This window comes from Pseudomonas tohonis (genome assembly GCF_012767755.2).
GTDB lineage: Bacteria > Pseudomonadota > Gammaproteobacteria > Pseudomonadales > Pseudomonadaceae > Metapseudomonas > Metapseudomonas tohonis.
Window position 1 is genome coordinate 153,192 of sequence record NZ_AP023189.1, and the last position, 20,309, is coordinate 173,500.

18 protein-coding genes and 2 pseudogenes are annotated in these 20,309 nt (G+C 57.2%); 11 read left to right on the top strand and 9 right to left on the bottom strand.

The window, feature by feature from the left end; all coding sequences use genetic code 11:
- Positions 1–60 precede the first annotated feature (60 nt).
- Positions 61–495: a hypothetical protein gene (locus HSX14_RS00750; RefSeq protein ID WP_021218876.1), complete on the bottom strand. Its 435-nt coding sequence runs from the start codon at positions 493–495 to the stop codon at positions 61–63.
- Positions 496–600: 105 nt separating this feature from the next.
- On the opposite strand from HSX14_RS00750, the gene HSX14_RS00755 reads away from it, so the two are divergent.
- On the top strand, positions 601–810 hold the full coding sequence (locus tag HSX14_RS00755) for a carbon storage regulator (RefSeq protein WP_021218877.1): 210 nt from the start codon (positions 601–603) through the stop codon (positions 808–810).
- A 134-nt stretch (positions 811–944) separates the two neighbouring features.
- Positions 945–2,002: pseudogene (locus tag HSX14_RS00760) on the top strand (IS3 family transposase); the annotation flags it as partial.
- A 21-nt stretch (positions 2,003–2,023) separates the two neighbouring features.
- Here HSX14_RS00760 and HSX14_RS00765 read toward each other — a convergent pair.
- The 4 genes and pseudogenes from HSX14_RS00765 to HSX14_RS00780 all read right to left on the bottom strand — a co-directional run.
- Positions 2,024–2,428, bottom strand: a pseudogene (locus HSX14_RS00765) (transposase domain-containing protein); the annotation flags it as partial.
- Positions 2,429–2,489: 61 nt separating this feature from the next.
- Complete coding sequence (gene tnpB / locus HSX14_RS31070) at positions 2,490–2,825, bottom strand: IS66 family insertion sequence element accessory protein TnpB (protein ID WP_003282984.1); 336 nt, start codon at positions 2,823–2,825, stop codon at positions 2,490–2,492.
- Positions 2,822–3,139: an IS66-like element accessory protein TnpA gene (gene tnpA / locus HSX14_RS00775; RefSeq protein ID WP_003282986.1), complete on the bottom strand. Its 318-nt coding sequence runs from the start codon at positions 3,137–3,139 to the stop codon at positions 2,822–2,824. Before tnpA ends, tnpB begins: the two co-directional genes overlap by 4 nt.
- Before the next feature lie 199 nt (positions 3,140–3,338).
- Entirely contained in the window at positions 3,339–4,916 is a 1,578-nt protein-coding gene (locus HSX14_RS00780; protein ID WP_051241802.1) for a phosphoethanolamine transferase, read from the bottom strand.
- A 677-nt stretch (positions 4,917–5,593) separates the two neighbouring features.
- On the opposite strand from HSX14_RS00780, the gene HSX14_RS00785 reads away from it, so the two are divergent.
- The 7 genes from HSX14_RS00785 (at position 5,594) to HSX14_RS00815 (ending at position 11,507) form a co-directional block, all read left to right on the top strand.
- Positions 5,594–6,871, top strand: a complete 1,278-nt coding sequence (locus tag HSX14_RS00785) for a sensor histidine kinase (RefSeq protein ID WP_021218881.1) — start codon at positions 5,594–5,596, stop codon at positions 6,869–6,871.
- Positions 6,872–6,955: 84 nt separating this feature from the next.
- On the top strand, positions 6,956–7,627 hold the full coding sequence (locus tag HSX14_RS00790; protein WP_021703120.1) for a class I SAM-dependent methyltransferase: 672 nt from the start codon (positions 6,956–6,958) through the stop codon (positions 7,625–7,627).
- Between the two features lie 31 nt (positions 7,628–7,658).
- Positions 7,659–8,285: a hypothetical protein gene (locus tag HSX14_RS00795; protein WP_173180411.1), complete on the top strand. Its 627-nt coding sequence runs from the start codon at positions 7,659–7,661 to the stop codon at positions 8,283–8,285.
- Between the two features lie 84 nt (positions 8,286–8,369).
- The gene (gene istA, locus HSX14_RS00800) at positions 8,370–9,869 is read left to right on the top strand and encodes an IS21-like element ISPst3 family transposase (protein WP_123789347.1); all 1,500 of its coding nucleotides are present in this window, start codon (positions 8,370–8,372) and stop codon (positions 9,867–9,869) included.
- Positions 9,862–10,665 (top strand): IS21-like element ISPst3 family helper ATPase IstB, encoded by an 804-nt coding sequence (istB, locus tag HSX14_RS00805; RefSeq protein ID WP_013983152.1) that lies wholly within the window; start codon positions 9,862–9,864, stop codon positions 10,663–10,665. The genes istA and istB overlap by 8 nt, the downstream gene beginning before the upstream one ends.
- A 243-nt stretch (positions 10,666–10,908) precedes the next feature.
- A complete protein-coding gene (locus tag HSX14_RS00810) occupies positions 10,909–11,151 on the top strand; it encodes a hypothetical protein (RefSeq protein WP_173180387.1) in 243 nt (80 codons plus the stop codon).
- Between the two features lie 107 nt (positions 11,152–11,258).
- Positions 11,259–11,507: a hypothetical protein gene (locus tag HSX14_RS00815; protein WP_173180388.1), complete on the top strand. Its 249-nt coding sequence runs from the start codon at positions 11,259–11,261 to the stop codon at positions 11,505–11,507.
- 604 nt (positions 11,508–12,111) lie between these two features.
- On the opposite strand, the gene HSX14_RS00820 is transcribed toward HSX14_RS00815, so the two are convergent.
- From HSX14_RS00820 to HSX14_RS00830, 3 genes are read right to left on the bottom strand one after another with little or no spacing between them, the layout of a single operon-like run.
- The gene (locus tag HSX14_RS00820) at positions 12,112–12,555 is read right to left on the bottom strand and encodes a DUF421 domain-containing protein (RefSeq protein ID WP_173180389.1); all 444 of its coding nucleotides are present in this window, start codon (positions 12,553–12,555) and stop codon (positions 12,112–12,114) included.
- A gap of 10 nt (positions 12,556–12,565) precedes the next feature.
- Positions 12,566–13,081 carry a hypothetical protein gene (locus HSX14_RS00825; RefSeq protein WP_173180390.1) on the bottom strand — a complete coding sequence of 172 codons (516 nt, stop codon included), beginning with the start codon at positions 13,079–13,081 and terminating at the stop codon, positions 12,566–12,568.
- Positions 13,082–13,102: 21 nt separating this feature from the next.
- On the bottom strand, positions 13,103–13,573 hold the full coding sequence (locus HSX14_RS00830) for a PA2171 family ribosome-binding persister protein (protein WP_111264773.1): 471 nt from the start codon (positions 13,571–13,573) through the stop codon (positions 13,103–13,105).
- 331 nt (positions 13,574–13,904) lie between these two features.
- On the opposite strand from HSX14_RS00830, the gene HSX14_RS00835 reads away from it, so the two are divergent.
- Entirely contained in the window at positions 13,905–16,463 is a 2,559-nt protein-coding gene (locus HSX14_RS00835) for a bifunctional diguanylate cyclase/phosphodiesterase (protein WP_228723521.1), read from the top strand.
- A gap of 891 nt (positions 16,464–17,354) precedes the next feature.
- Here the strand turns inward: HSX14_RS00835 and HSX14_RS00840 are convergent.
- Positions 17,355–18,494, bottom strand: coding sequence for a calcium-binding protein (locus tag HSX14_RS00840; RefSeq protein ID WP_173180392.1), 1,140 nt, complete (start codon positions 18,492–18,494; stop codon positions 17,355–17,357).
- 306 nt (positions 18,495–18,800) lie between these two features.
- Here HSX14_RS00840 and HSX14_RS00845 point away from each other — a divergent pair, with 306 nt between their 5' ends.
- Positions 18,801–19,781, top strand: coding sequence for an AraC family transcriptional regulator (locus tag HSX14_RS00845; RefSeq protein WP_175384232.1), 981 nt, complete (start codon positions 18,801–18,803; stop codon positions 19,779–19,781).
- Positions 19,782–20,309: the final 528 nt, after the last annotated feature.

The window sequence follows — 20,309 nt, forward strand, 5'->3', positions numbered from 1 at the left end:
GAAAATTCATAATGTCACTGACTGCCCAGTCACCTTGTCGCTCGGAGCGATACCCAAGGGCTAGCAGCTACCTGCGAGAAGCGGCCATCGATCATGAATCCAGGTGTACTCAGCCGGTGCGTTGGTAGTCACGATATACACCCGGCGCTGCTCGCCCTCCCCAATGACCAAGCACTCCAAAGCGGAGCCCTCCGGCACATCGAACCAGTGGGACTGTCGGTTCTTGTCGCCCGGATGACCGTCCTTCTCCATGAAGCGCTGCACCATTGCCAGCCCTTGCCGCGGCCGATACTTGGCCCACCCGCCGGCCTGCACAGTGCTGAGCCTTGCCCAGCCACCAGGTGGACCTTCGCCAGGCTCTTCCTTGCGCCGGCCCCACTGAATCCAATCGAGCTGGCCGGAGCCTTCCAGAAGCACTGGTAGGGCTGCCTTGGGATTGGGGAAGTAGATTTTCCAGACCTTCTCAGCCTCGCGGGCCTCAACACCTCCGCACATCGACTACCTCCTCGAGCTGCGCGCAGCTGCACATTTGGTGCTCGTCTTCCTGTTCTAGACTGCTCGCGCAGGACGCACATTCCCCAACCGGAAAAGGATTTCGCCATGGGATTTCTGACCGTCACTCGCCGCGAAGGCGAGACCATCCGCCTCACCATCGACCCCGGCGTCGACACTGAGAAACTACTCGCGCTGCTACTGCGCGATGGCATCACCATCCACATGCATCGAGGTCAGCACAACGGGCATATCCGCGTGGGCATCGAGGCGCCGAAGCAGATCCAGATCAGCCGCGCTGAGTTGGTCGAGGACTGAGACCGTCCACTCCACCTGTCGGCGTCTCTTCCGGTTCTGATTGACCGGCGTCGGATCATCTCAAATACTGTTTGTTCATACAGTATCGTTTTAGGTGTTCCGATGCCATCTCTCTCCATACTCCCCCGAGGTGAGTAGGTGTGTCCGCACATAGCCTGTACGCCTGGGTAAAGCGCTACAGCAAGCCCCAAGTACAGCGGCAGCAGGTAGATGATCAGCAAGCCGAACTGCGTCGTTTGCGCGCTGAACTCAAGCGAGTGACCGAAGAGCGAGACATCCTAAAAAAGGCCGCCGCGTACTTTGCCAAGGAGTCCGGCTGAAGTACGCCGTTATCAGCAAGCTGTCGGTGGAGTACCCGGTGCGGCGCCTCTGCCAGACCCTCCAGGTACATCCCAGCGGTTACTACGCCTGGCTGGCCGAGCCGAAATCTGCACGCGCCAAGGAGGATCAGCGTCTGCTCGGATTGATCAAGCATGCCTGGTTGGAAAGCGGCGGGGTCTACGGCTACCGCAAGATCCACGACGACCTGCGTGAGCTGGGCGAGTCTTGTGGTCGGCACCGCGTGGCTCGCCTGATGCGGGGAGAGGGACTGCGCTCGCAGACCGGTTATCGTCGGCGCCCCGGGTACTATGGTGGCAAGCCGACTGTGACCTCGCCCAACCGTCTGGAGCGGAAGTTCAACGTCAGTGAACCGAACAAGGTCTGGGTCACCGACATCACTTACATCCGCACCTATGAGGGTTGGTTGTACTTGGCGGTGGTACTGGATCTGTTTTCGCGCCAAGTGATTGGCTGGTCGATGAAGCCACGGATGTGCAGCGACCTGGCCATTGATGCCCTGTTGATGGCGGTGTGGCGGCGAAAGCCCAAGCAGGAAGTGATGATCCACTCCGACCAGGGCAGCCAGTTCAGCAGCTCGGACTGGCAGAGTTTCCTCAAGGCCAACAACCTGATCAGCAGCATGAGTCGACGCGGCAACTGCCACGACAACGCGGTCGCGGAAAGCTTTTTCCAGTTGCTGAAGCGGGAACGCATCCGACGGAAAACCTACGGCACCCGCGAAGAAGCCCGCAGTGATGTGTTCGATTACATCGAGATGTTTTATAACCCCAAGCGCCGGCACAGCAGCGCTATGCAGCTATCGCCAGTGGAGTTTGAAAAGCGCTATTTCCAGAGCTTGGAGAGTGTCTAGAAAACCTGGGGCGATTCAGCCTTCACCGATGCGTTGCAGCTGGCAGCCGCAGGCGCATTGGGTGTTCTCCGGTTCGTGGCGGATCACGGTGCGCGGAAATTGTGCCGGCAGCGGTGTGCGCTTGGGCTGTTGGCGGGGTTCGGCTGGAGCAACCGGGGGATTGACAGCTTTCAGCTCCGCCTCGATGGCGGCGATGTCAGTGTCGAGCAGGTCGTCCAGCAAGCTACCCTGGTCAGGGCTCAGTTGCTCGCTACGCTTGGCAAACTTGTGCCGTTTGTACCAAGCGATTTCGTGTGTGAGCTGCTCAATGATGGTTTGATCACGGTGGATTTTCTTGCCCATCACGTCGACCTGCGTCAGCAACTGCGCGGCCAGTGTGCGCAGTTGCTCAGCTGTCAGTTGGTCGAGATTGGGCGAGGAGTTCATGCTGCTGATTGTGCCAGAGCAGACGCTCTGCGCAGATACACCGATGGGCTAATAGCCGGTGCTACAGCACTGTGATCGCGCCGCCCGCACCGACCCGCTGCCAGGGCAGCCCCAGTACCAACGCCTGAAGTTGCTCGGTGTCGAGTTCAACTTCCGAGCCGTGGCGGATGCCTGGCCAGTGAAACTTGCCCTGGTTCAATCGCCGCGCGGCCAGCCAGATACCCACGCCGTCATGCACCAGGACTTTCATGCGGTTGGCGCGGCGATTGGCGAACAGATAGGCGCAGTGCGGCTTCGCCGCACCGAACACCGCCACCACGCGGGCCAACGCGGTTTCAGTGCCCGCGCGCATATCCATGGGTTCGGTGGCGAGCCAGATACTATCGATACGGATCACTGGGCGAGCCCCCGGACAAAGCGGGCGCATCCTTCAGGATCGGAAGCTGGCCATTTCACTGTGATCGATTGCTCGCCCAGCGGTAGCTCGATAATCACAGCTGGTTCAACTGGTCGTTTTGGCGTAACTCTCGCAGGAACGAACGCCGGCAACGCCGCTGGCAGTTGATCTCGATAAAGCGGTAGCCACTTGCGAATGACGTTGGCATTGATGCCGTGGCGGATGGCAACGCTGGAAACGGTCGCACCGGGTTGCAGGCACTCCTGAACAACCTGGGCCTTGAACGGTTTGGGGTAAGAGCTTCGTTGGCGCATGGAAATCCCGGCGATAAGGGCTATCGCGTCCGCTTAAAAATACGCGGACACCATCGTCCTTAATGCTGGAGTTCGGAAGGTGAGTTGGCCGGACGGATACGCTGCAAAGCATCACCCTCGAACAACTCTGTCCTTGATCTCTAGCGTGGTATCGGAACAACCGACTACCCCTACCTGCCCCTTTGGATGCCAGCCTCAGTTAATCAGCTTGAGCTGTGCGCTCAGCCTGGCAGGGAAGAAACAGATCTAGATCTCGCTGGTATGCAGAGGTCTTCACCTGCATCAAGCTGAGCACCGAGTGGAACAGATAGTCCTGGGACACCTCCGTCTCAGCATGCTGCTTCATGCACTGACTGCTCACCCCACTACTCTCTTCCATGCCGCTGGACAACCACAGAACCATTGGGACATGGGTCTGCTCGCTAGGCGCCATCGCATAAGGTAGACCGTGCAGGTAGATCCCACCCTCCCCCAAGGACTCACCATGGTCAGAGACATAAAGCATGGCGGTGTCCAAGCGCTTCGAGTTGCTTTGCAGTAGATCGATGGCCGCGGACAACACGTAGTCCGTGTAGGTAATACTGTTGTCGTATGCATTCACAATGCTTTCTCGAGAGCATTGGTCTAGCTGGTTGCTCTCGCACACCGGAGTGAACGTCTCAAAAGCCTTGGGATAGCGCTTGTAGTAAGCAGGCCCATGGCTGCCCTTCATATGCAATACGATTACCGCGTCCTTATTCAACTGATCAAGGTAGCGTTGTAGGTCATACAGCAAGATCTCATCCTGACACTCTCCCTCGGCACATAGCGTTGGAACGTCCAGATTCGATAGATCTTCATGGGGTACTCGATCACAGGCACCCTTGCACCCGGAATTGTTGTCACGCCAAAGCACTTCGACCCCGGCTCTCTGCAACACATCCAGCAGCCCCTCACGGTTCCCCGCCATGCTGTCCTTGTAGTTGTCATGCCCCACGTCGAGGAACATGCACGGCACAGAAACGGCTGTTGAGGTACCGCACGAAGTAGTCTTAGGGAAATTCACCACGCCACGCAGCCCTAGCTCCGGGTTGGTCTCACGGGCGTAGCCATTAAGGGAAAAGTTGGCAGCGCGCGCCGTTTCACCAACCACGACCACAGTCACACGAGGCTTCCCACCAGAGCCTGCTCGGGCAACGCGATGGGCATCCTCGCCGACGAGCTCCAATTTAGTTGGGCTTGCTAACTCACGTTTGAGATAGCCATGTGCTGCCGCCACCACATTCGATGGGACAAGCAACAAACGAACCTCGCGGTGATTGCGGATTAGTGAGGCGTAAGGTTGGTAAAAAGCGAAGGCGACCGCTAGCAGGCAAACGGTCGCTACACCCATACCACCTAATTTGGCAGAGACCTCACGCTTCCAACCACGCGAGGTCAGCTGAGTGCGCAGAATTAGTAGCGCTGGAACCACGCCAAAACATGCAATCCAGGCAATCAGGCGCCCATTGACCAGGTCAAGCGCCTCTGCCTGATCGGTCTGTACCACATTGGTCAGCATCGAATAATCAATCACGATGCCGTAGGTATTCATGAAATAGCCCGCACCTGCAGAAACCAGAACCAACATGCAGAGTACCGGCTTACTTAACCGCCCCCATGCCAGCAGGCTGAGCAATAGGTAAAGCCAGCACAGCACGAAGATTGGCAGGCTGGCCAGAAACAGGATGTTCCCGTTACCCCAGCCACTAACCCCATCCCAGACAACACGCCAGAAAGACCAGTTTGCCGTCAGCATTAGCCACGCTGCGACTATCAAAACCAGCTTGCTGGGCGTCGCCCTGAAGCGCCAACTGCTAAGGCGTTGGGTAAGAGAATGTAGCGGAGAAGTAGACACTTAGGTCCCCCAGGAACTGCACTTGAAAGTTGGAGCGCAGCCTAGGGACGGGGATGTGAAGACAACGTCTGGAGTTTGTGAAGAATTCGTTGGTTTAACAGTCTGCTGAGCGTTCTATACACAGCAAATATCCAGAACCAAATAAGCATCAAACCAGAGGATTATCCGCTCTAGATCAATGCTTTCGAGCGACCTAGAGCGAAGCCAGGGAGAGTTATCGCACTCATCTCCAGCAGGGTCAGAAGTCGCTGATATCACGCTTATTTTAGGTTTTTTTCACGATTCTTTTATAAATGGCAGCCTAAAGTCTCAATTTATTCTGCCTAGCCCTCTCCTCCCACAGATGCTCAAAGTGCACACAGCCTTCCACCCGCAGCTTGTCGGTCCGTAAATGCTGCGCTCTGCATCACGAGCTTCGTCAGCGCATCCCCGAAGAATTTGCGAAGGTAGGCCAATGGCTTGCCATGAGGCGGAACCTTCACCGTGCTCTCCTGCTATAGGAAGTATGTCCATCAGACCAATCAGGGTCTGTGAGTGCCAAGCGGCACTAACCCACGACCGCAAACATGGAGCGCCGCATGCAGTCGCCAAATAAGCAGCCTCTTGAGCGCCGAATTGTCATTGCCTTTGCGCTGATGACATTGATCGTCAGTGGCACCTTCTCTCTAGGCATCGTGGCGATCGTGCACTTTATAGAAGAGCATCTTGTCTCCGAGGAGCTCAGCCACGAGCTCGAGTTCGCCATGCGCCAGGAGGCCAAGGGCATTGAGCCCGCCTGGATCGACGCCAGTACGAAGTACTACAGCTCTAGGAACAAGAACCTACCCGCTCAGTACGCGCACCTACCCGATGGATTTTCAGAGGTAGTGGCTACCAACAGTGAGGCCTACTACGTATTCAAACGTAGCCATGAGGGGCATCAGGACATTCTTGAACAGGAGCAGCATGAGTTTGAAGCTCGCGAGCAAGCACTGTTCGATGTCGTGCTGGGCGGTTTCCTGTTAAGCGTCGTTGGAGCCTGGGGGCTGGGACGCCTGCTGGCAAGGCGAGTAATGACGCCTGTGCGGCGACTTGCTCAACAAGTACGCCACAGGGACCAGTTGCTACCGATGGCCCCCAAGCTTGCCCCCGACTACCCGGATGATGAGGTTGGCCGATTGGCCGCGGCCTTCGATGAGACACTCGGGCAACTGCGACACTCACTCGAGCGAGAACGCCTCTTCACCAGTGACGTCAGCCATGAATTGCGCACTCCGCTGATGGTGATCTCTAGCTCCTGCGAGCTGTTATCCACTTCCCCTAGACTGACCGAGCATGAGCAGTCCCAGGTTGACCGGATTAGTCGTGCCGGCACAGACATGAAAGATCTGGTGCAGACTTTTCTGCAACTGGCGCGTGCCGGCCTTGGGCAGACCAGCCTGACCGAGGAGAAATCACTTAGTGAGTTGGCGGTTGAGCAGGCACGTCAATGGGGACCTCACTTCGAAGAGAAAGGCCTCTCCTTCCATCTGCTGGGTGAGCTTGATAACAACGAGCTCTACGACTCAGCCCTGCTACGCACAGTAATGTCCAACCTGCTACGCAATGCACTGCATTACACAGAAACAGGTGAAGTGCGTTTGATCGTGGAGGCAGGGGGCTTTCGTGTCGAAGATACTGGCCCGGGGATTTCGCAAAACGACCGTGAGAGGATCTTCAACTCATTTGTTCGAGGCGAATCGGCAAGGGGCGAAGGTCTTGGACTTGGCCTGTCTATAGTCAGACGAATCTGTCAGCAAAAAGGCTGGAAGATCCTGGTTGAGTCACAAGAAAAAATAGGGAGCCGCTTCTCGATTGTTCTATCAGAGAAGGCTTGACACTTTTTTCACGGCCTTTTAACGCCCCGCCGACAACTACCTCCGTAGATTGGCACCATCTTGCCAATCTCGGAGCTAGAGCTCATGTCGCAAACAAGTTCGAAACTAGTCGAGTTGGATCTCTCACACCAACGCGATCCACTCCATCAGCCTAATCACCAACTACCTGACATTGGTGTCGCTGACCGCTTCGTGCTGTGGCGCAAGAACAGGATGGCTCGTCGAGCACTCCGCGCCGCCGGCGACCCCAATCTTGTCCTCGATCTATCCAGCTGTGTGGGCACTTATTGGGCGCTGCTAACCAGTCACCCAAATCGATTGGTGCTCGCAGCCTACAGCTCGGCAGAGCAGCTGGCTCAAGCGCAGGAAAATCACTCAGTAGGCATCCCTGAACAAGTCTGCGCACTGCAGTCCACTGCATCAGCTATCCAGCTGGGAGAAAACGCCGTCGACTCTATTTTCTGCATGCATCTACTGCAGCAGGTTGAATCGGCCGACCAACGCCTGGCTCTGCTCCGAGAGCTCCATCGTGTTACACGCGACACGGTAATCCTGTCGCTTTGGATAGATGGGAAAGCCGCTTGGAAACCACTGCGCTTTCTATTACGCGCAGGCCACGGCATGTGCCGCCAGGTAGTTGCAAAAGAGCAGATAGAAACTGAGTTTCGCAGTGTCGGCTTCCAAATTTTGACCCACATGGACCTAGCACCAGGTTACGCAACCTGGCGTATCTATGTGCTCCGCAAGGAGTCCTGAGCATGTGGGAATGCACCTATAGGAGCTACGTATGAGCCCTGAAACTCCCTCCATCGCACACCGCCCGATATTGCCCTGGGCGAATGCAGAGCATCTACTGCGACCACTCACCTGGATCTGGTCACATCGAATATCAATAGCCCTGCTCCTGCTTCTCGCCGTCGCTGCGCTCCCCGCATGGCGACACCTGTACCCCGTGACCGCAGCCTCAGGCTGGGACTACAGCGTACGGCTAGATGCCGTTGAACGGGTTAGTGCATTGGTTGCTGACGACAAAAGAGGGCTCTACATAAGCCAAGAGATGCAGAACGGTGAAGGCCGCATACTGCGACTGGCTCCAGACCAGAAACTAAGTGCGGTAGAGCTAGGACTGTCTAAGCCTGATGGAATGGTCCGCTATCAAGGAGGCGTCGCCCTCAGCCAAGAGCAAGGTGAGCACCCTGTCCTTCTGATGGATAACCACGGAACACATGAGCTATTCAGCGCAAACAGCGTTGAAGGCTTGGCTACAGATGGCCACTACCTTTATGCCGTAGAGGATCTCCACGGCGACGGTCGACTGCTGCGCTACGACCCTCAAACGGAACGCGTCATTACCCTGCGTACCGGCCTCGATGAGGCCGAAGGTGTTGCCGCTGACCGAAAACTGACCCAGTAGAGGCTGTTCTGCCGACTGAAAACTGACCCAGGTGTTCAACTGCTTCTGCTCAATTTTTGAGCAGGAGAACACAGGGTGATCAGTATGGAAATGATGGGCAAAATTCGCCGGATGTATTTCCGCGACAAGCTGTCGCTGCATGAGATAGCCAAGCGCACCGGGTTGGCGCGCAACACGATTCGCAAGTGGGTCAGAGCACCTGAGGCCAAGCCGCCGGTCTACCAACGCCGCGCGATCTTTAACAAACTCAGCCCTTTTCACGCCACGCTAGAGCAGGCGCTAAAAGCCGATTCTCTGCGCCCCAAGCAACAGCGGCGCAGTGCCAAGGCGCTGTTGGCGCAAATCAAAGCCGATGGTTATGACGGTGGCTACAGCCAGCTCACCGCGTTTATCCGTGCCTGGCGAGGGGGACAGGGCAAGGCGTCGCAGGCCTTTGTGCCGCTGACCTTTGCTCTTGGCGAGGCGTTTCAGTTTGACTGGAGCGAGGAAGGCTTGCTGGTCGGCGGCATTTACCGGCGTATGCAGGTGGCACATCTGAAGCTGTGTGCCAGCCGTGCGTTCTGGCTTGTGGCGTATCCGAGCCAGGGCCATGAGATGTTATTTGACGCCCATACACGCTCGTTCGGCTCCTTGGGCGGCGTGCCGCGCCGGGGCATCTACGACAACATGAAGACCGCCGTCGACAAGGTCAATAAGGGCAAAGGCCGGGCGGTGAATGCGCGCTTTGCGGTGATGTGCGCGCATTACCTGTTCGATCCGGACTTCTGCAACGTCGCCGCTGGTTGGGAAAAGGGCATCGTTGAAAAGAACGTGCAAGACAGCCGCAGGCGTATCTGGCTAGACGCCCAGGACTGCCAGTTTCACTCCTTCGAGGAACTCAATGCCTGGCTGGGCCAGCGCTGCCGCGCGCTTTGGAACGAGCTGACGCACCCTCAATACAGCGGGCTGAGTGTGGCCGAAGTGCTGGAGTTGGAGCGCGCTGAACTGATGCCTGTGCCAGCGCCATTCGACGGTTACGTCGAGCGGCCTGCGCGGGTCTCCAGCACCTGCCTGGTCAGCGTCGGGCGCAACCGCTACTCGGTGCCGTGTGAGTACGCGGGTAAGTGGGTCAGCAGCCGTTTGTATCCGACGCGAATCGAGGTGGTGGCTGACGACGCGCTGATCGCCAGCCATGTCCGCTTGCTGGATCGCGACCAGGTCAGCTATGACTGGCAGCACTACCTCCCGCTGATCGAACGCAAGCCCGGTGCGCTGCGCAACGGCGCGCCCTTTGCTGATCTGCCGGCGCCGCTGCGTCAGCTTAAGCACGGTCTGGGGCGTCATGCCGGCGGTGACCGGATCATGGCGCAAGTCCTGGCTGCCGTACCGGTCGCCGGACTCGATGCCGTGCTGGTAGCCGTTGAGCTGGTACTGGAGAGCGGCAGCCTGAGCGCCGAACACATCCTCAATGTCGTGGCACGGCTGACAGCATCCGAACCACCACCCAGCGTCGAAACCCACTTATCGCTCAAGGAAGCCCCCGTCGCTAACACGGCGCGCTACGACCGCCTGCGTGGCCAGGCCGAGGAGGTCGGTCATGCGTGATTTGATGGCGGAACTCAAGGAGCTGCGCCTGCACGGCATGGCCACGGCCTGGGCGGAGTTAACTGCACAGGGTGAGTCGAACACAGCCTCGTCCAAGTGGCTGCTCGAACACCTGCTGGAACAAGAGCACACAGATCGCGCCATGCGCTCGGTGAGCCACCAGATGAACATGGCCAAGCTGCCGATGCACCGCGATCTGGCCGGCTTCGACTTCAGCGCCTCCAGCGCCGACGCTCGCTTGATCAGCGAGCTGGCCAATCTGAGTTTTACCGACACCGCGCAGAACGTGGTGCTGATCGGCGGCCCAGGCACCGGCAAAACCCACCTGGCCACCGCACTGGCCGTGTCCGGCATCACCCGGCATGGCAAGCGCGTGCGCTTCTACTCCACGGTCGATCTGGTCAATCTGCTGGAGCGCGAAAAACACGACGGCAAAGCCGGGCGGATCGCCCAGGCACTGCTGCGCATGGATCTGGTCATCCTCGACGAACTGGGTTATCTGCCGTTCAGCCAGGCTGGCGGTGCGTTGCTGTTTCACCTGCTGTCCAAGCTGTACGAACACACCAGCGTGGTGATCACCACCAACCTGAGCTTCGCCGAATGGTCGAGCGTGTTCGGCGACGCCAAGATGACCACCGCCCTGCTGGATCGGCTGACCCACCACTGCCACATCGTCGAAACCGGTAACGAGTCCTATCGCCTGCAACACAGTAGCTTGGCGGCCCAGGCCAAGATCAAATCACGGGAGCGAAAGCGTAAGGGCGGCCAGGAACCGGAGGACGATGAGTCGTTCTGATTTCATGGTGACGACGGCCTGCTGCATGGCTGCATGTGGCAGGTCTTCAACAGCTGAACTGGGACAGCGAGGGAGTGGGTTCAAAAGCAGCTGCGCTGGTAGACTTATCCACAGTTGCTGGTAACAAAATCAGCAATCCGCCCTGGGTCAAATTTCAATCGGCAGGGTGGGTCAATTTTCCATCAGCGCCAACACTCTCTATCCAATTTGCCGTCAAATCCCTGTTTTATTGAGGTACTGGCTATGGAATCGGTTCTTTTCTACAGAGGACTTGCCTATGTTAGCTTCGACAGCCAGAGCAGCCCTTCCGCGGTGGAGCTGACGGAAGTTTCCATCTTCCAAGCCGGCCATCTCTATGAGATTCATTGCAAAGGTCAGCTCCCATCTAAGCGCGTGATCATCACGCCGCTCCGCAACCCCACGCTTCATGGCCAGGTCGTGGAGCAGCTGTCCGGTGTCACCCGATTCGTCATGAGGCCAGGTTGATCACCCAGAAGGGCATTGATCAGAAAATAGCCGAACGGCTTTTCGTTCAAGGGTCCGCTTCGCTATTCTGACGTCATCTTACTGGCTCGAAAGGGATGGAGCTTCGGATGACCCTCACTACTGGCGATATCAGTAGACTGTTTGAGATCTACATGCCCGCCTACGCGTGTGAAGCGTCTCGGATGGCAGATGGCACTGTCACGCTGCAGTTCATCAACAAGGCCAACCGCGATGTGGTGACCCTGCCAAGTCTACCCACGGTGCAGCTCAGCTCTGCGCCGGCCATCAAAAAGCTCAGCAAATCACTGAATGAAGAGTTTGCTGTGGCTATCGCCCGACGAGGTGTCGGTGCGTGACTGGTGAGTGCGACTCCGGCAACGATCTCGCTGAAGAGCTCCAGGGACTGGTTCGGCAGATTGCGTGGTGGCGTCCTGACATGCATTCAGATGAGATTCGCAACCACATTGTGGAGCGCGCGTTAGCCACCCGATCAGACCCCAAGGCAGTGGCGCAGGCCTACCTCGTTAGAGCCAAGAACGGAATCGCCATGCCTTGGGAAACGAAGTGACACGGCGCGGGTACACCTGAAAGGCCAGTCCTGAATGGTAGTACTCACTGCAGAAGGGTCACGCTGAGTACAACGATGCCCGCGCAGAAAAGCCAATCGTCTATAGAGCCTGCCTCATCAGGAGGAGGTTTTCCTGGGAAAGCATCCGAGTAGACCGCGAACGCAATCGCTTCTGTGCTTGGAACATTCAGGGCGGATAGCTGCGCTTCACGCACGAGGCCCTGAAGGTCATATGTAACTTTCCAGACGTTCATCACCGTGGCCGACGAATGAATAGGCGTCGTCAAATATAGTTACTTGGACGTCCCATTCAAGCCCTTCATCGTTTACCGGCTTTTGCGTATGCCCCCCTGTGCAAGGCGCCTGGTGCGCTCAGAAGCACTTGGGAATCATCAATCTTGCGGAATAACGGAAATCTTCCCGTTCTTCTCGATAATCGCGAATTTGATCTGATCCAGCCGCTCCAGTCCCTGCTTCTCTCGAGCAGACTCAAGTACATCCTCGATTCGGAGGCGAGCAGCCTTTAGCCTCCCCTGAATAGGAACCCCGTTTTCCACCACAATTGTGGGCGAGCCCTCAAGCCAAAGGTCGAAGACTGGCCAACGCCATTTGATCAATGAAAAGCCCACATCAATAGCAATCAGAGTGGCAATCACCAGGACGGCATTGGTGATGGAGAAATCATCGCCCAGCAACGCCTGCTGGGTGGCCTCGCCAATGATCAGCAGCAGGACGAAGTCGAATATGGTCAACTCCGACAACGAGCGCCGTCCCGAGAACTTGAAGATCACTAGCAACGTGAAATAGATCGCTGCAGCCCTTAGCACGGAGTCCATGGCGAATCCTTCAGGGGTAAATGAACTGGCTCAGGTCGATCGTCTCGCCGCCACCTAGAATGCGCGAGCGATAAAGCCCCACCCCGTCGGCGCGAACGCCTAGGTGGACGCGAACGTGTCCCTGCGCATCTGGCTGCAGTCGTAGGCTGAGCCCCGTATTGCGATGGGTGGCACCGCTTTCCGGTTGCGGATGGATGCTTTCCACGGTGCTTCCCTCAAGCATTTCACCCTCAAGCTCCAGGCTTAGCGCCTCGCCCGGCTTGCCTTTGATGTCTATTACGAGGGTGCTGGTTGCACCATTTCGCAGGAAGCGTTCGTAATCTACGTGCAGCCGCCCTTGGGCTCCCCTGGCCTCAACGCTACTCAGCACCCCCTTGGAGAACAGGCCTAGCAAGGTGAGCAGGACGACGAGCAGAAGCAGCCAGCTACCGATTCGTTCCAGGGCCCACAAGCGACGCTGGACACGCATGCTTTCGTGAACCGGGTAGTCACGATCTCGGAGGTCTTCAGGGTCCAACTGCGGCATGCCCATCGTCCAGCCTCCAAGTCAGGCTGCGTTGCTTTGCAGTTCCTGCTTCATGGACTTCTTAAGAGCCTCCATCTCGGCACCAAGCTCTGCGAGTTTCTGCTTACCCAACAGCTTGGAGGCTTTAGGAAACATTTCCTTCTCCTCCTCCTCGATGTGGTGCTCCACCAGCTCTTTGAGCACTTTCGCCCGACCGGCGAATTCGAGGGAAGAGGGCGGGGTCTGTTTAAGGTCAGGTAGTACCAGGGAATCCACGGTCCGGTGCTCTTCCTTCGCCTCGGCCCACATGACGCTCTCGTCTTTCTCGCCGGCAGCCTTGAAGGCGGGGTAGAAGATCTGCTCCTCAATGGTGGTATGAATGAGCAGCTCGATTTCGATTCTGCGGAGCAGCTCGGTGCGGGTTTTCACACCCCGCTCTGTGGTGTTTTTGAGCTGTTCCAAGAGAACTTTTACAGTGACGTGGTCCTGTTTGAGCAGTTCGATAGCGTTCATCGTTTTGTCCTCATCTGCTTCACGGGCTCCGGTACGTGCCATTGCCTCTCTAAGTGACTGACGCCAGCGAAGCGAAGCCGTTCAAGCTTTTCATCCTTTCGCTTCAACGCCTGCGAAAGCATGCATACATGAAGGTTCCACAGGGGGTCGAGGCCGCACTCGCCAAGCAGAACAGCTTGAAAGACTGAGCAAGATTTTCGCGAATCGAGGGGCTATAGAGATCCAGCCAGGGCGAGAGGCACATCGGCGCTGGGCTAGACGACCAAACGCACGGAACACGGGGTCGCCCTCGTCTATGGTGTTTGTAGGACAAATGCCCAGGGACTTGGTCATGACCACAACGTATCGGTCCAAGCGCACCCGATTGATGAGCCGGACCATCCTCAGCTTCATAGCCCTTTTTTGCGCAGCCACGCTTGGCGCCATTCTCCTGCTCTTCCATATTGCCCGGAACCTGGATCAGGTCGAGCAGGACGAAAGTCGGTTTTACGCAGAGAAGGCCTTCGCTGAACGCAAAAGCGCTACGGCCGCCATGCTGCAGACCTATGCAGTTTGGACATCCGCCTATGAACATCTGAATGATGAGGTCGATGTTCAATGGGCGTTCGATGCGAACAACGTCGGCCCCTCTCTTTACTTCAACAATGGCTTCGAAGGCGTGTTTGTCCTCGGAGACGGCCAGACGAAGTACTCGTTGATGGAAGGCAAGCTGACTGACACCCCCTTCGAGAGTGTTATCACTTACCCCAAGGACGAGATCGTTGCTCGCGCGCGGAACGCCGCGCGAAAGCAGCAAAGCACTGCCGAATATGTTCTGTTTCGGAGCAAGCCAGCTCTTCTAACCGCCTCTGCCATAACGCCTGGTGACCGAGATCCAAGTGCTGTCATCGAGAGCGCGTCCGTTCTTGTCTTCATCGACACGCTGACCCCAACGAAGCTAATGAAGCTGGGGCGTTCATTCGGCGTGAAAGACCTGCAAGTTGTCGAGGGTGAGTTCGAGAGGGATAAAATCCCGCTGGGTGATACCGCCTTCGCCTTGACGTGGACAGCATCGACACCAGGCCTTGAGCTGTTATGGGCCGTTTTACCACCCCTGCTTGCAGCTGTTGCGCTGATCGGCATCTTGATGGCGCTCTTCATCCGCCAGGCCATCAATCATTCCAGAGAGCTGGATAAGAACTACGATTCGCTCAAACAATCCCAAGAGGATCTTCAGTACAGCGAAGAGCGCTTCAGAGCCGTCGCCGAATCCTCGTCCGATTGGATCTGGGAAACCGACTTTCAGCACCGGCTGATCTACCTATCGGCTCGCTTCACCGATCTGACTGGTTTAGCCATTAGCGATTGGATCGGCCGTCCTCTCGAAGAGCTGATGCTGGGCGATTCCACCAATCTCTCCAATTGGTTGGATTGCTTAAAAGACAGCGACTGTTCGGCCCGTAGCTTGCGCTGCGTCTATCGGGACCATCTCAGCCAGCAGCGCGTGTGTCGCCTCTCCGCGACCGCGATCATCACCGGGGAAGGCTTCGGCGGCTTCCGCGGAACGGCCAGCGACATTACTGACGAGGTCGCAGCCCATGCCAAGATCCAGCACCTTTCCCTTCATGATGCCCTGACCGGACTCCCTAATCGCAACGGCCTCGCCAGCTACACAGCGGAGAAGCTTGCCCCTTCCATCGATACTGACTTCGCGGTGATTCTGCTCGATCTGGATCACTTCAAGCCTATCAACGACAACCTCGGCCACCCAGCCGGCGACGCGGTCCTGGTAGAAATTGCCTCAAGACTTCGCGCTTGCGTGCGCGACAACGACTTGGTCGCCCGTCTTGGAGGAGACGAGTTCGTGGTAATCCTGACAGTGCCTGGTAACAAGCAGGCAATCGATCAGTTCTGCACCCGCCTGATCACTGAAATTCAGAGAGAGGTGCTCTACGAGGATCATGTTCTTAACGTGGGAACAAGCATCGGGATCGCATTGGCGAATGAGCATGGGCATGACGTGGTCAACCTTATGCGCTTGGCTGATGTGGCTCTGTATAAGGCCAAGGCCGATGGCCGAAACACCTGGCGCTACTTCTCGCCAGAGCTCAACAGCAAGATGGAGGAGAACCATCGAGTCGAGCTGCTGCTACGCCGGGCATTGAGCAAGAACCAGTTCGTGCTGCACTTCCAGCCACGCTACAAAATGCGTAACACGGAGATCGCTTCCATCGAGGCCCTGGTGCGCTGGCACCATCCCGAGCGGGGACTAATTGGGCCGGATGAATTCATCGGCATTGCCGAGGAGTCGGACATCATCGTCAAGCTAGGCCGCTGGGTGCTGAACGAAGCTTGTGAAACAGCCATGCAGTGGCCCTCTCACTTGGTGGTGTCCGTGAACGTCTCTCCCGCTCAATTCACTCGCAGCAATATCGTTGAGGATGTCCGCGAAGCGCTGAGGCTGTCGGGCCTGCAGGCGAACCGGCTTGAACTGGAGATCACCGAAAACGTGATGCTCAACGATATCGAAGGCGCGTTGAAAACCATGCATGCACTCAAGGAGCTTGGCGTGAAGCTCAACATGGATGACTTCGGTACCGGCTATTCGTCCCTGGGCTATTTACGGACCTATCCCTTCGACAGCATCAAGATCGACAAGCGCTTCATCGCCTCACTAGCCAAGGGGGGCAATGACCGCACCATTGTCCAAGCCATCATCCACCTGGGGCGAGCGATGGGTATGACGGTCACGGCGGAAGGCGTAGAGACTGAGGATCAATACGAAATACTGAAGAGTGATCAGTGCAACGAAGTGCAGGGATTTCTGCTCAGCAAGCCCATCGCCAAGGAACAGCTACTCTCCGTCTTGGCGGAACCACCCAAGCCCGTGAAAATCGCCAAGAAAGCATGATGGTGGACAGGCTACTGCAGCTCGTTCACGAAGCGGTTCTGCTTTGATACACCCTGCGGCTGGAGCCAGGTAGCGGAGCCCCCTGTCTGATACTCATCACACGCGCTGCGATCTCATTCGGGTACCAGCCAAACTCTTCTTCAAGTGCCGACCGGATATTTGTCCTTACGACCCGAGGGGCAGACCGGACGTAGAGCTCGGCATGGCGCTGAACATCCTCTGGCAAGTTTCGAAGGTGAATGAGCGCTTCCTCAACTGTTGGGCATCTTCCATTGATTTCCTTGAAACGAGCAGGAAGCGCTGTCCATACAACGCCCTCCACACCGATAGAACGGGCCCAGCGCGCAATTTCTTGTGCGTATGGATAGTGCCGACCATAGCTGGGGATACTACCGACGCACTTTGGCTGTGAGGATGGAATCTTCTCCCTGAGTCTTAAGAACTCCCTGGCTGCGGCCAGGGATTGGGTTTCAACTACGGTCCAAAGGACGCGTGACAGACGGGCGCCAGGCGAGATCACTGCGTCGAGCTCGCCGCCGTCGCCCACGCGAACGAAATCGATGGGAAGGTCAGGCCCGTCATGTCGCCAGCCTTCCCTCACCGGCAGGATCCCTGGTTTCCATATCAGCGATCCCCATCCAAGACAGGCAATTTTCATCGCTCAACGATTCCCATGCGTTACTGACTGCTTCCGGCGTCCGCCGGTGCGCTCCTCACTCCATGAGCCTGGCTGATCTCATTTCGTCAGAAACTACAATGAGCTGTCTCGGTGGCTGTTTTGCCCCACTTTTCAGAAGGCCGAAGCACTGGCTATCAGAGGACATCAGCTTTGTCCGGGTTGCATGTTTTTTGAGCACTATCGCCTCAATAAGCGCGGTCGGGCGTATGGGCTTATTGCAGTCCGGTGCGGGCCAGTGCAGCTCCAGTAGCCAGCACAAAGTCCAATAAGCCTTCGATTGCGGGCGCCGCTTTAGCGTCTACATAGAAATGCTCCGGGGTGCTCAGACTCGCCTGTGGCGAGTTCGCTGGTGGCAGCCCTACGCGCTGACGAACCGCTGCCTCATCGAGCACTGAGCCGTCGTCGAAGCGAATCTTTTCGATCACAAACGCCTGATTTAGGAAATAGTTTTTGATGGTAATGCGCTGGTTGGTATTCAGCTCCAAAACCAGATCGCCACGTTCCTCTCCAGTGACCCGGGTGTAAACGGGGCTTTCATCGCCTCGAATATGCAGGGTGTCGATATTGCCTGGTGTGGTGTCGTAGTCCTGGATTTCGGTGAGGCTGATCTCGGCGTGGCGCCAGTCAGAGTCGACTAGGTAGTAGTCGCCGCCCGGTCCGCCATACAGGCGGTCGCTACGGTGCGGGCTGATGGTAAACGACGGACTCTCACTATTGCCGGCGTTGAGCACATCGCTATAGCGGCTTCCGATCAGCAGATCGTGTCCCCAGTGCGACGAGATGTAGGTGGCCTGATCTCCCGCAGACAAATGATCTGGCTTCTCGCCGCCGCTCAAACGAATGCGCCCTTCTGTATAGCTCGGTGGTTCGTCGGCATGAGGCATAGATGCCGGATCGAAATGGAATGCGCGTAGCATGTCCTTATCGGTCAGCACTTTGCCATTAAAACGAAAGCGCTCGATGCGAAAAGCCGGATCGAGAAAAAAGTTATGAAAGACAGCCACATCTTCATCACCGCCATACCCTCGTATATGTAAATCATCTCCATGGCGTTCGATGCCCGCGATATTTTCCGCAGACTCACCGAAGTCAAAAGTATCGATGTTTCCCGGTGTGGGATCGAAATCGAGGATTTCCTGAGTGCCGCCGGCGTACTGGCCCATGTAGTAATCGTTACCTAGGCCGCCGTAAAGACGGTTGGCCCCCTCGCCCGGGTAGAGCGAGTCGGACCCGGGACTATCGATCAGAATGTCGTCACCAGCGCCGCCAACGAGGCGGCTGGGTTGGAACGGAGCCACCAGAAAATCATCATCCGGTGTGCCTTGCACGAGCAAGCGAGAGGGAGCGGCCATGATAGGGGCCTCATGTGTGGATAGAAGGCACGCCACTACAAGAAGGCCAGCCGGGACTGTTGAGCATAGGACAGTTAAAAGCTTTGTCAGGACCAAAGCTTTCCAGCCGAGAAGCTCAATCAGCCGACATTTAAGAGTGTCAGCTCTTGGCCGGTAGCTGCCTATGATCAGCGTCTGCTTTCGGCCAATAGAAGACATTCAATGCTTCTACGCTGTATCGCTCGGGGAAGTAGTGGTTGAGCAGCTATCGTTGCTCAACCAACATGCTTACTGCCTATTTACAGGGACGTTTCGGATCCAGGGACCATGACCAGCAAATCTTGCGCCCAGGCATCACGCGCCGAGTACACGCGACGCATGAACCGCGTGCTCAACTACATCGATGCTCATCTCGATCAGCCTTTGGATGGCGAGCGATTGGCGGATATCGCCAATTTCTCGCGCTTCCATTTCCATCGCATTTTCGCCGCGTGGATGGGGGAAACGCTTGGCAGCTATGCGCGTCGGCGTCGGCTCGAGAAGGCGGCCTTTCGTCTGTCCTGCGGCCCCATTGAAACTGTTCTCGAAACCGCGCTGGCCACTGGCTTCCGTTCGGGCGAGGCGTTTGCGCGGGCCTTCAAGCTCAAGTTCGGCTGCACACCGTCGGACTGGCGCAGCCATGCTCCGCTGCGTGTAGCTGCACAGGCGGCCGCCCTCGGCCAGCAACCTGGCGTACTGAATAGCAATCCTGATCAGGTCTTCGGCAATAGCAGTCAGGCATGCGAGGCTGCGTTCGGGGAGGCTGACGTCTCTTGTCTATCAACGGAAGAGACCTCCATGGACGTACGTATCATCGATCTACCCCGGGTGCGAGTCGCCTATCAACGCTTGATTGGCCCCTACGGCCCGGCAGTGAGCGCATTCTGGCGCGATACGATTGCGCCCTGGATGCTCTCGAACGGCCTCAGCGGGGAGGCTTGCTACGGCGTGGGTTATGACGATCCCTCGATAACGCCCGCCAGCAAGTGCCGGTATGACGCCTGCGTCGAAGTGCCCGCGCATTTCGTCGCCGGCGGCCAAGCCGATATAAGTACCCTGCCGGGTGGTCGTTATGCCGTCGCGAGCTTCAAGGGGAAGACGGAGAAGCTGGCGGACGCCTGGACGTGGCTGATGTGTGAATGGATGCCCTCGAGCGGCCTGCAATGCGACGACCGTCCATGCTTTGAGAGGTTCTCCGCTACCACGGCGGTCGACCCTGAAACCGGAGAGTTCAGCTGCGACATCTGTATTCCGGTGCGGGCGCTATAGCCCGGCGAGCGCTCTCACGGCCGCTCCTGTTCAATCTCGTCATCACTCACCTCTTCATGCCCGGCTGTGGTGGCCAATGGCGTGAGGGGAGGGCGCGCGCGTCGGCATCGGCGTTTGGAACGGCTGAGAGAAGGCGATCTACTGCATATCGCGGCCCTTGAACGGCAAGGGCCAATGTTCCAGCACCTCCTTGCCATACTCGCGAAGGTGCGGGTCCGCATGCATTGCTATGATCTCCAGTGCAACCTTCGATTCGAGCGTCCCGATGCGCGCCAGTGCATCGGCACACTTGCGCTGGAAGGCGTGAAGGTTTTCCCACTAGACGAGGTAATAGAAGCATTTCCGCCGCCTTGGCGATAGCCGCTGTCGTGCTCGGCGAACTTATGAGGCTCAGCTCGAAGCCGATGTCGTAGTGGTCTTCATGCCAATTCTCCAGCAGCAGCTTCGCTCACAGCGGCTTTACATGAAAACTTGAGGTATAAGTTGCCATGCCGAACAATTCCGCCCCATCCAAAACGGCTATTATAA

Bases quoted from the DNA above. Each gene is read 5' to 3' on its own strand.
- HSX14_RS00750 (WP_021218876.1), bottom strand. From the start codon at position 495: ATGTGCGGAGGTGTTGAGGCCCGCGAGGCTGAGAAGGTCTGGAAAATC.
- HSX14_RS00755 (WP_021218877.1), top strand. From the start codon at position 601: ATGGGATTTCTGACCGTCACTCGCCGCGAAGGCGAGACCATCCGCCTC.
- tnpA (WP_003282986.1), bottom strand. From the start codon at position 3,139: ATGCGCCAACGAAGCTCTTACCCCAAACCGTTCAAGGCCCAGGTTGTT.
- HSX14_RS00780 (WP_051241802.1), bottom strand. From the start codon at position 4,916: ATGCTGACGGCAAACTGGTCTTTCTGGCGTGTTGTCTGGGATGGGGTT.
- HSX14_RS00785 (WP_021218881.1), top strand. From the start codon at position 5,594: ATGCAGTCGCCAAATAAGCAGCCTCTTGAGCGCCGAATTGTCATTGCC.
- HSX14_RS00790 (WP_021703120.1), top strand. From the start codon at position 6,956: ATGTCGCAAACAAGTTCGAAACTAGTCGAGTTGGATCTCTCACACCAA.
- HSX14_RS00795 (WP_173180411.1), top strand. From the start codon at position 7,659: ATGAGCCCTGAAACTCCCTCCATCGCACACCGCCCGATATTGCCCTGG.
- istA (WP_123789347.1), top strand. From the start codon at position 8,370: ATGGAAATGATGGGCAAAATTCGCCGGATGTATTTCCGCGACAAGCTG.
- istB (WP_013983152.1), top strand. From the start codon at position 9,862: ATGCGTGATTTGATGGCGGAACTCAAGGAGCTGCGCCTGCACGGCATG.
- HSX14_RS00810 (WP_173180387.1), top strand. From the start codon at position 10,909: ATGGAATCGGTTCTTTTCTACAGAGGACTTGCCTATGTTAGCTTCGAC.
- HSX14_RS00815 (WP_173180388.1), top strand. From the start codon at position 11,259: ATGACCCTCACTACTGGCGATATCAGTAGACTGTTTGAGATCTACATG.
- HSX14_RS00820 (WP_173180389.1), bottom strand. From the start codon at position 12,555: ATGGACTCCGTGCTAAGGGCTGCAGCGATCTATTTCACGTTGCTAGTG.
- HSX14_RS00825 (WP_173180390.1), bottom strand. From the start codon at position 13,081: ATGCCGCAGTTGGACCCTGAAGACCTCCGAGATCGTGACTACCCGGTT.
- HSX14_RS00830 (WP_111264773.1), bottom strand. From the start codon at position 13,573: ATGAACGCTATCGAACTGCTCAAACAGGACCACGTCACTGTAAAAGTT.
- HSX14_RS00835 (WP_228723521.1), top strand. From the start codon at position 13,905: ATGACCACAACGTATCGGTCCAAGCGCACCCGATTGATGAGCCGGACC.
- HSX14_RS00840 (WP_173180392.1), bottom strand. From the start codon at position 18,494: ATGGCCGCTCCCTCTCGCTTGCTCGTGCAAGGCACACCGGATGATGAT.
- HSX14_RS00845 (WP_175384232.1), top strand. From the start codon at position 18,801: ATGACCAGCAAATCTTGCGCCCAGGCATCACGCGCCGAGTACACGCGA.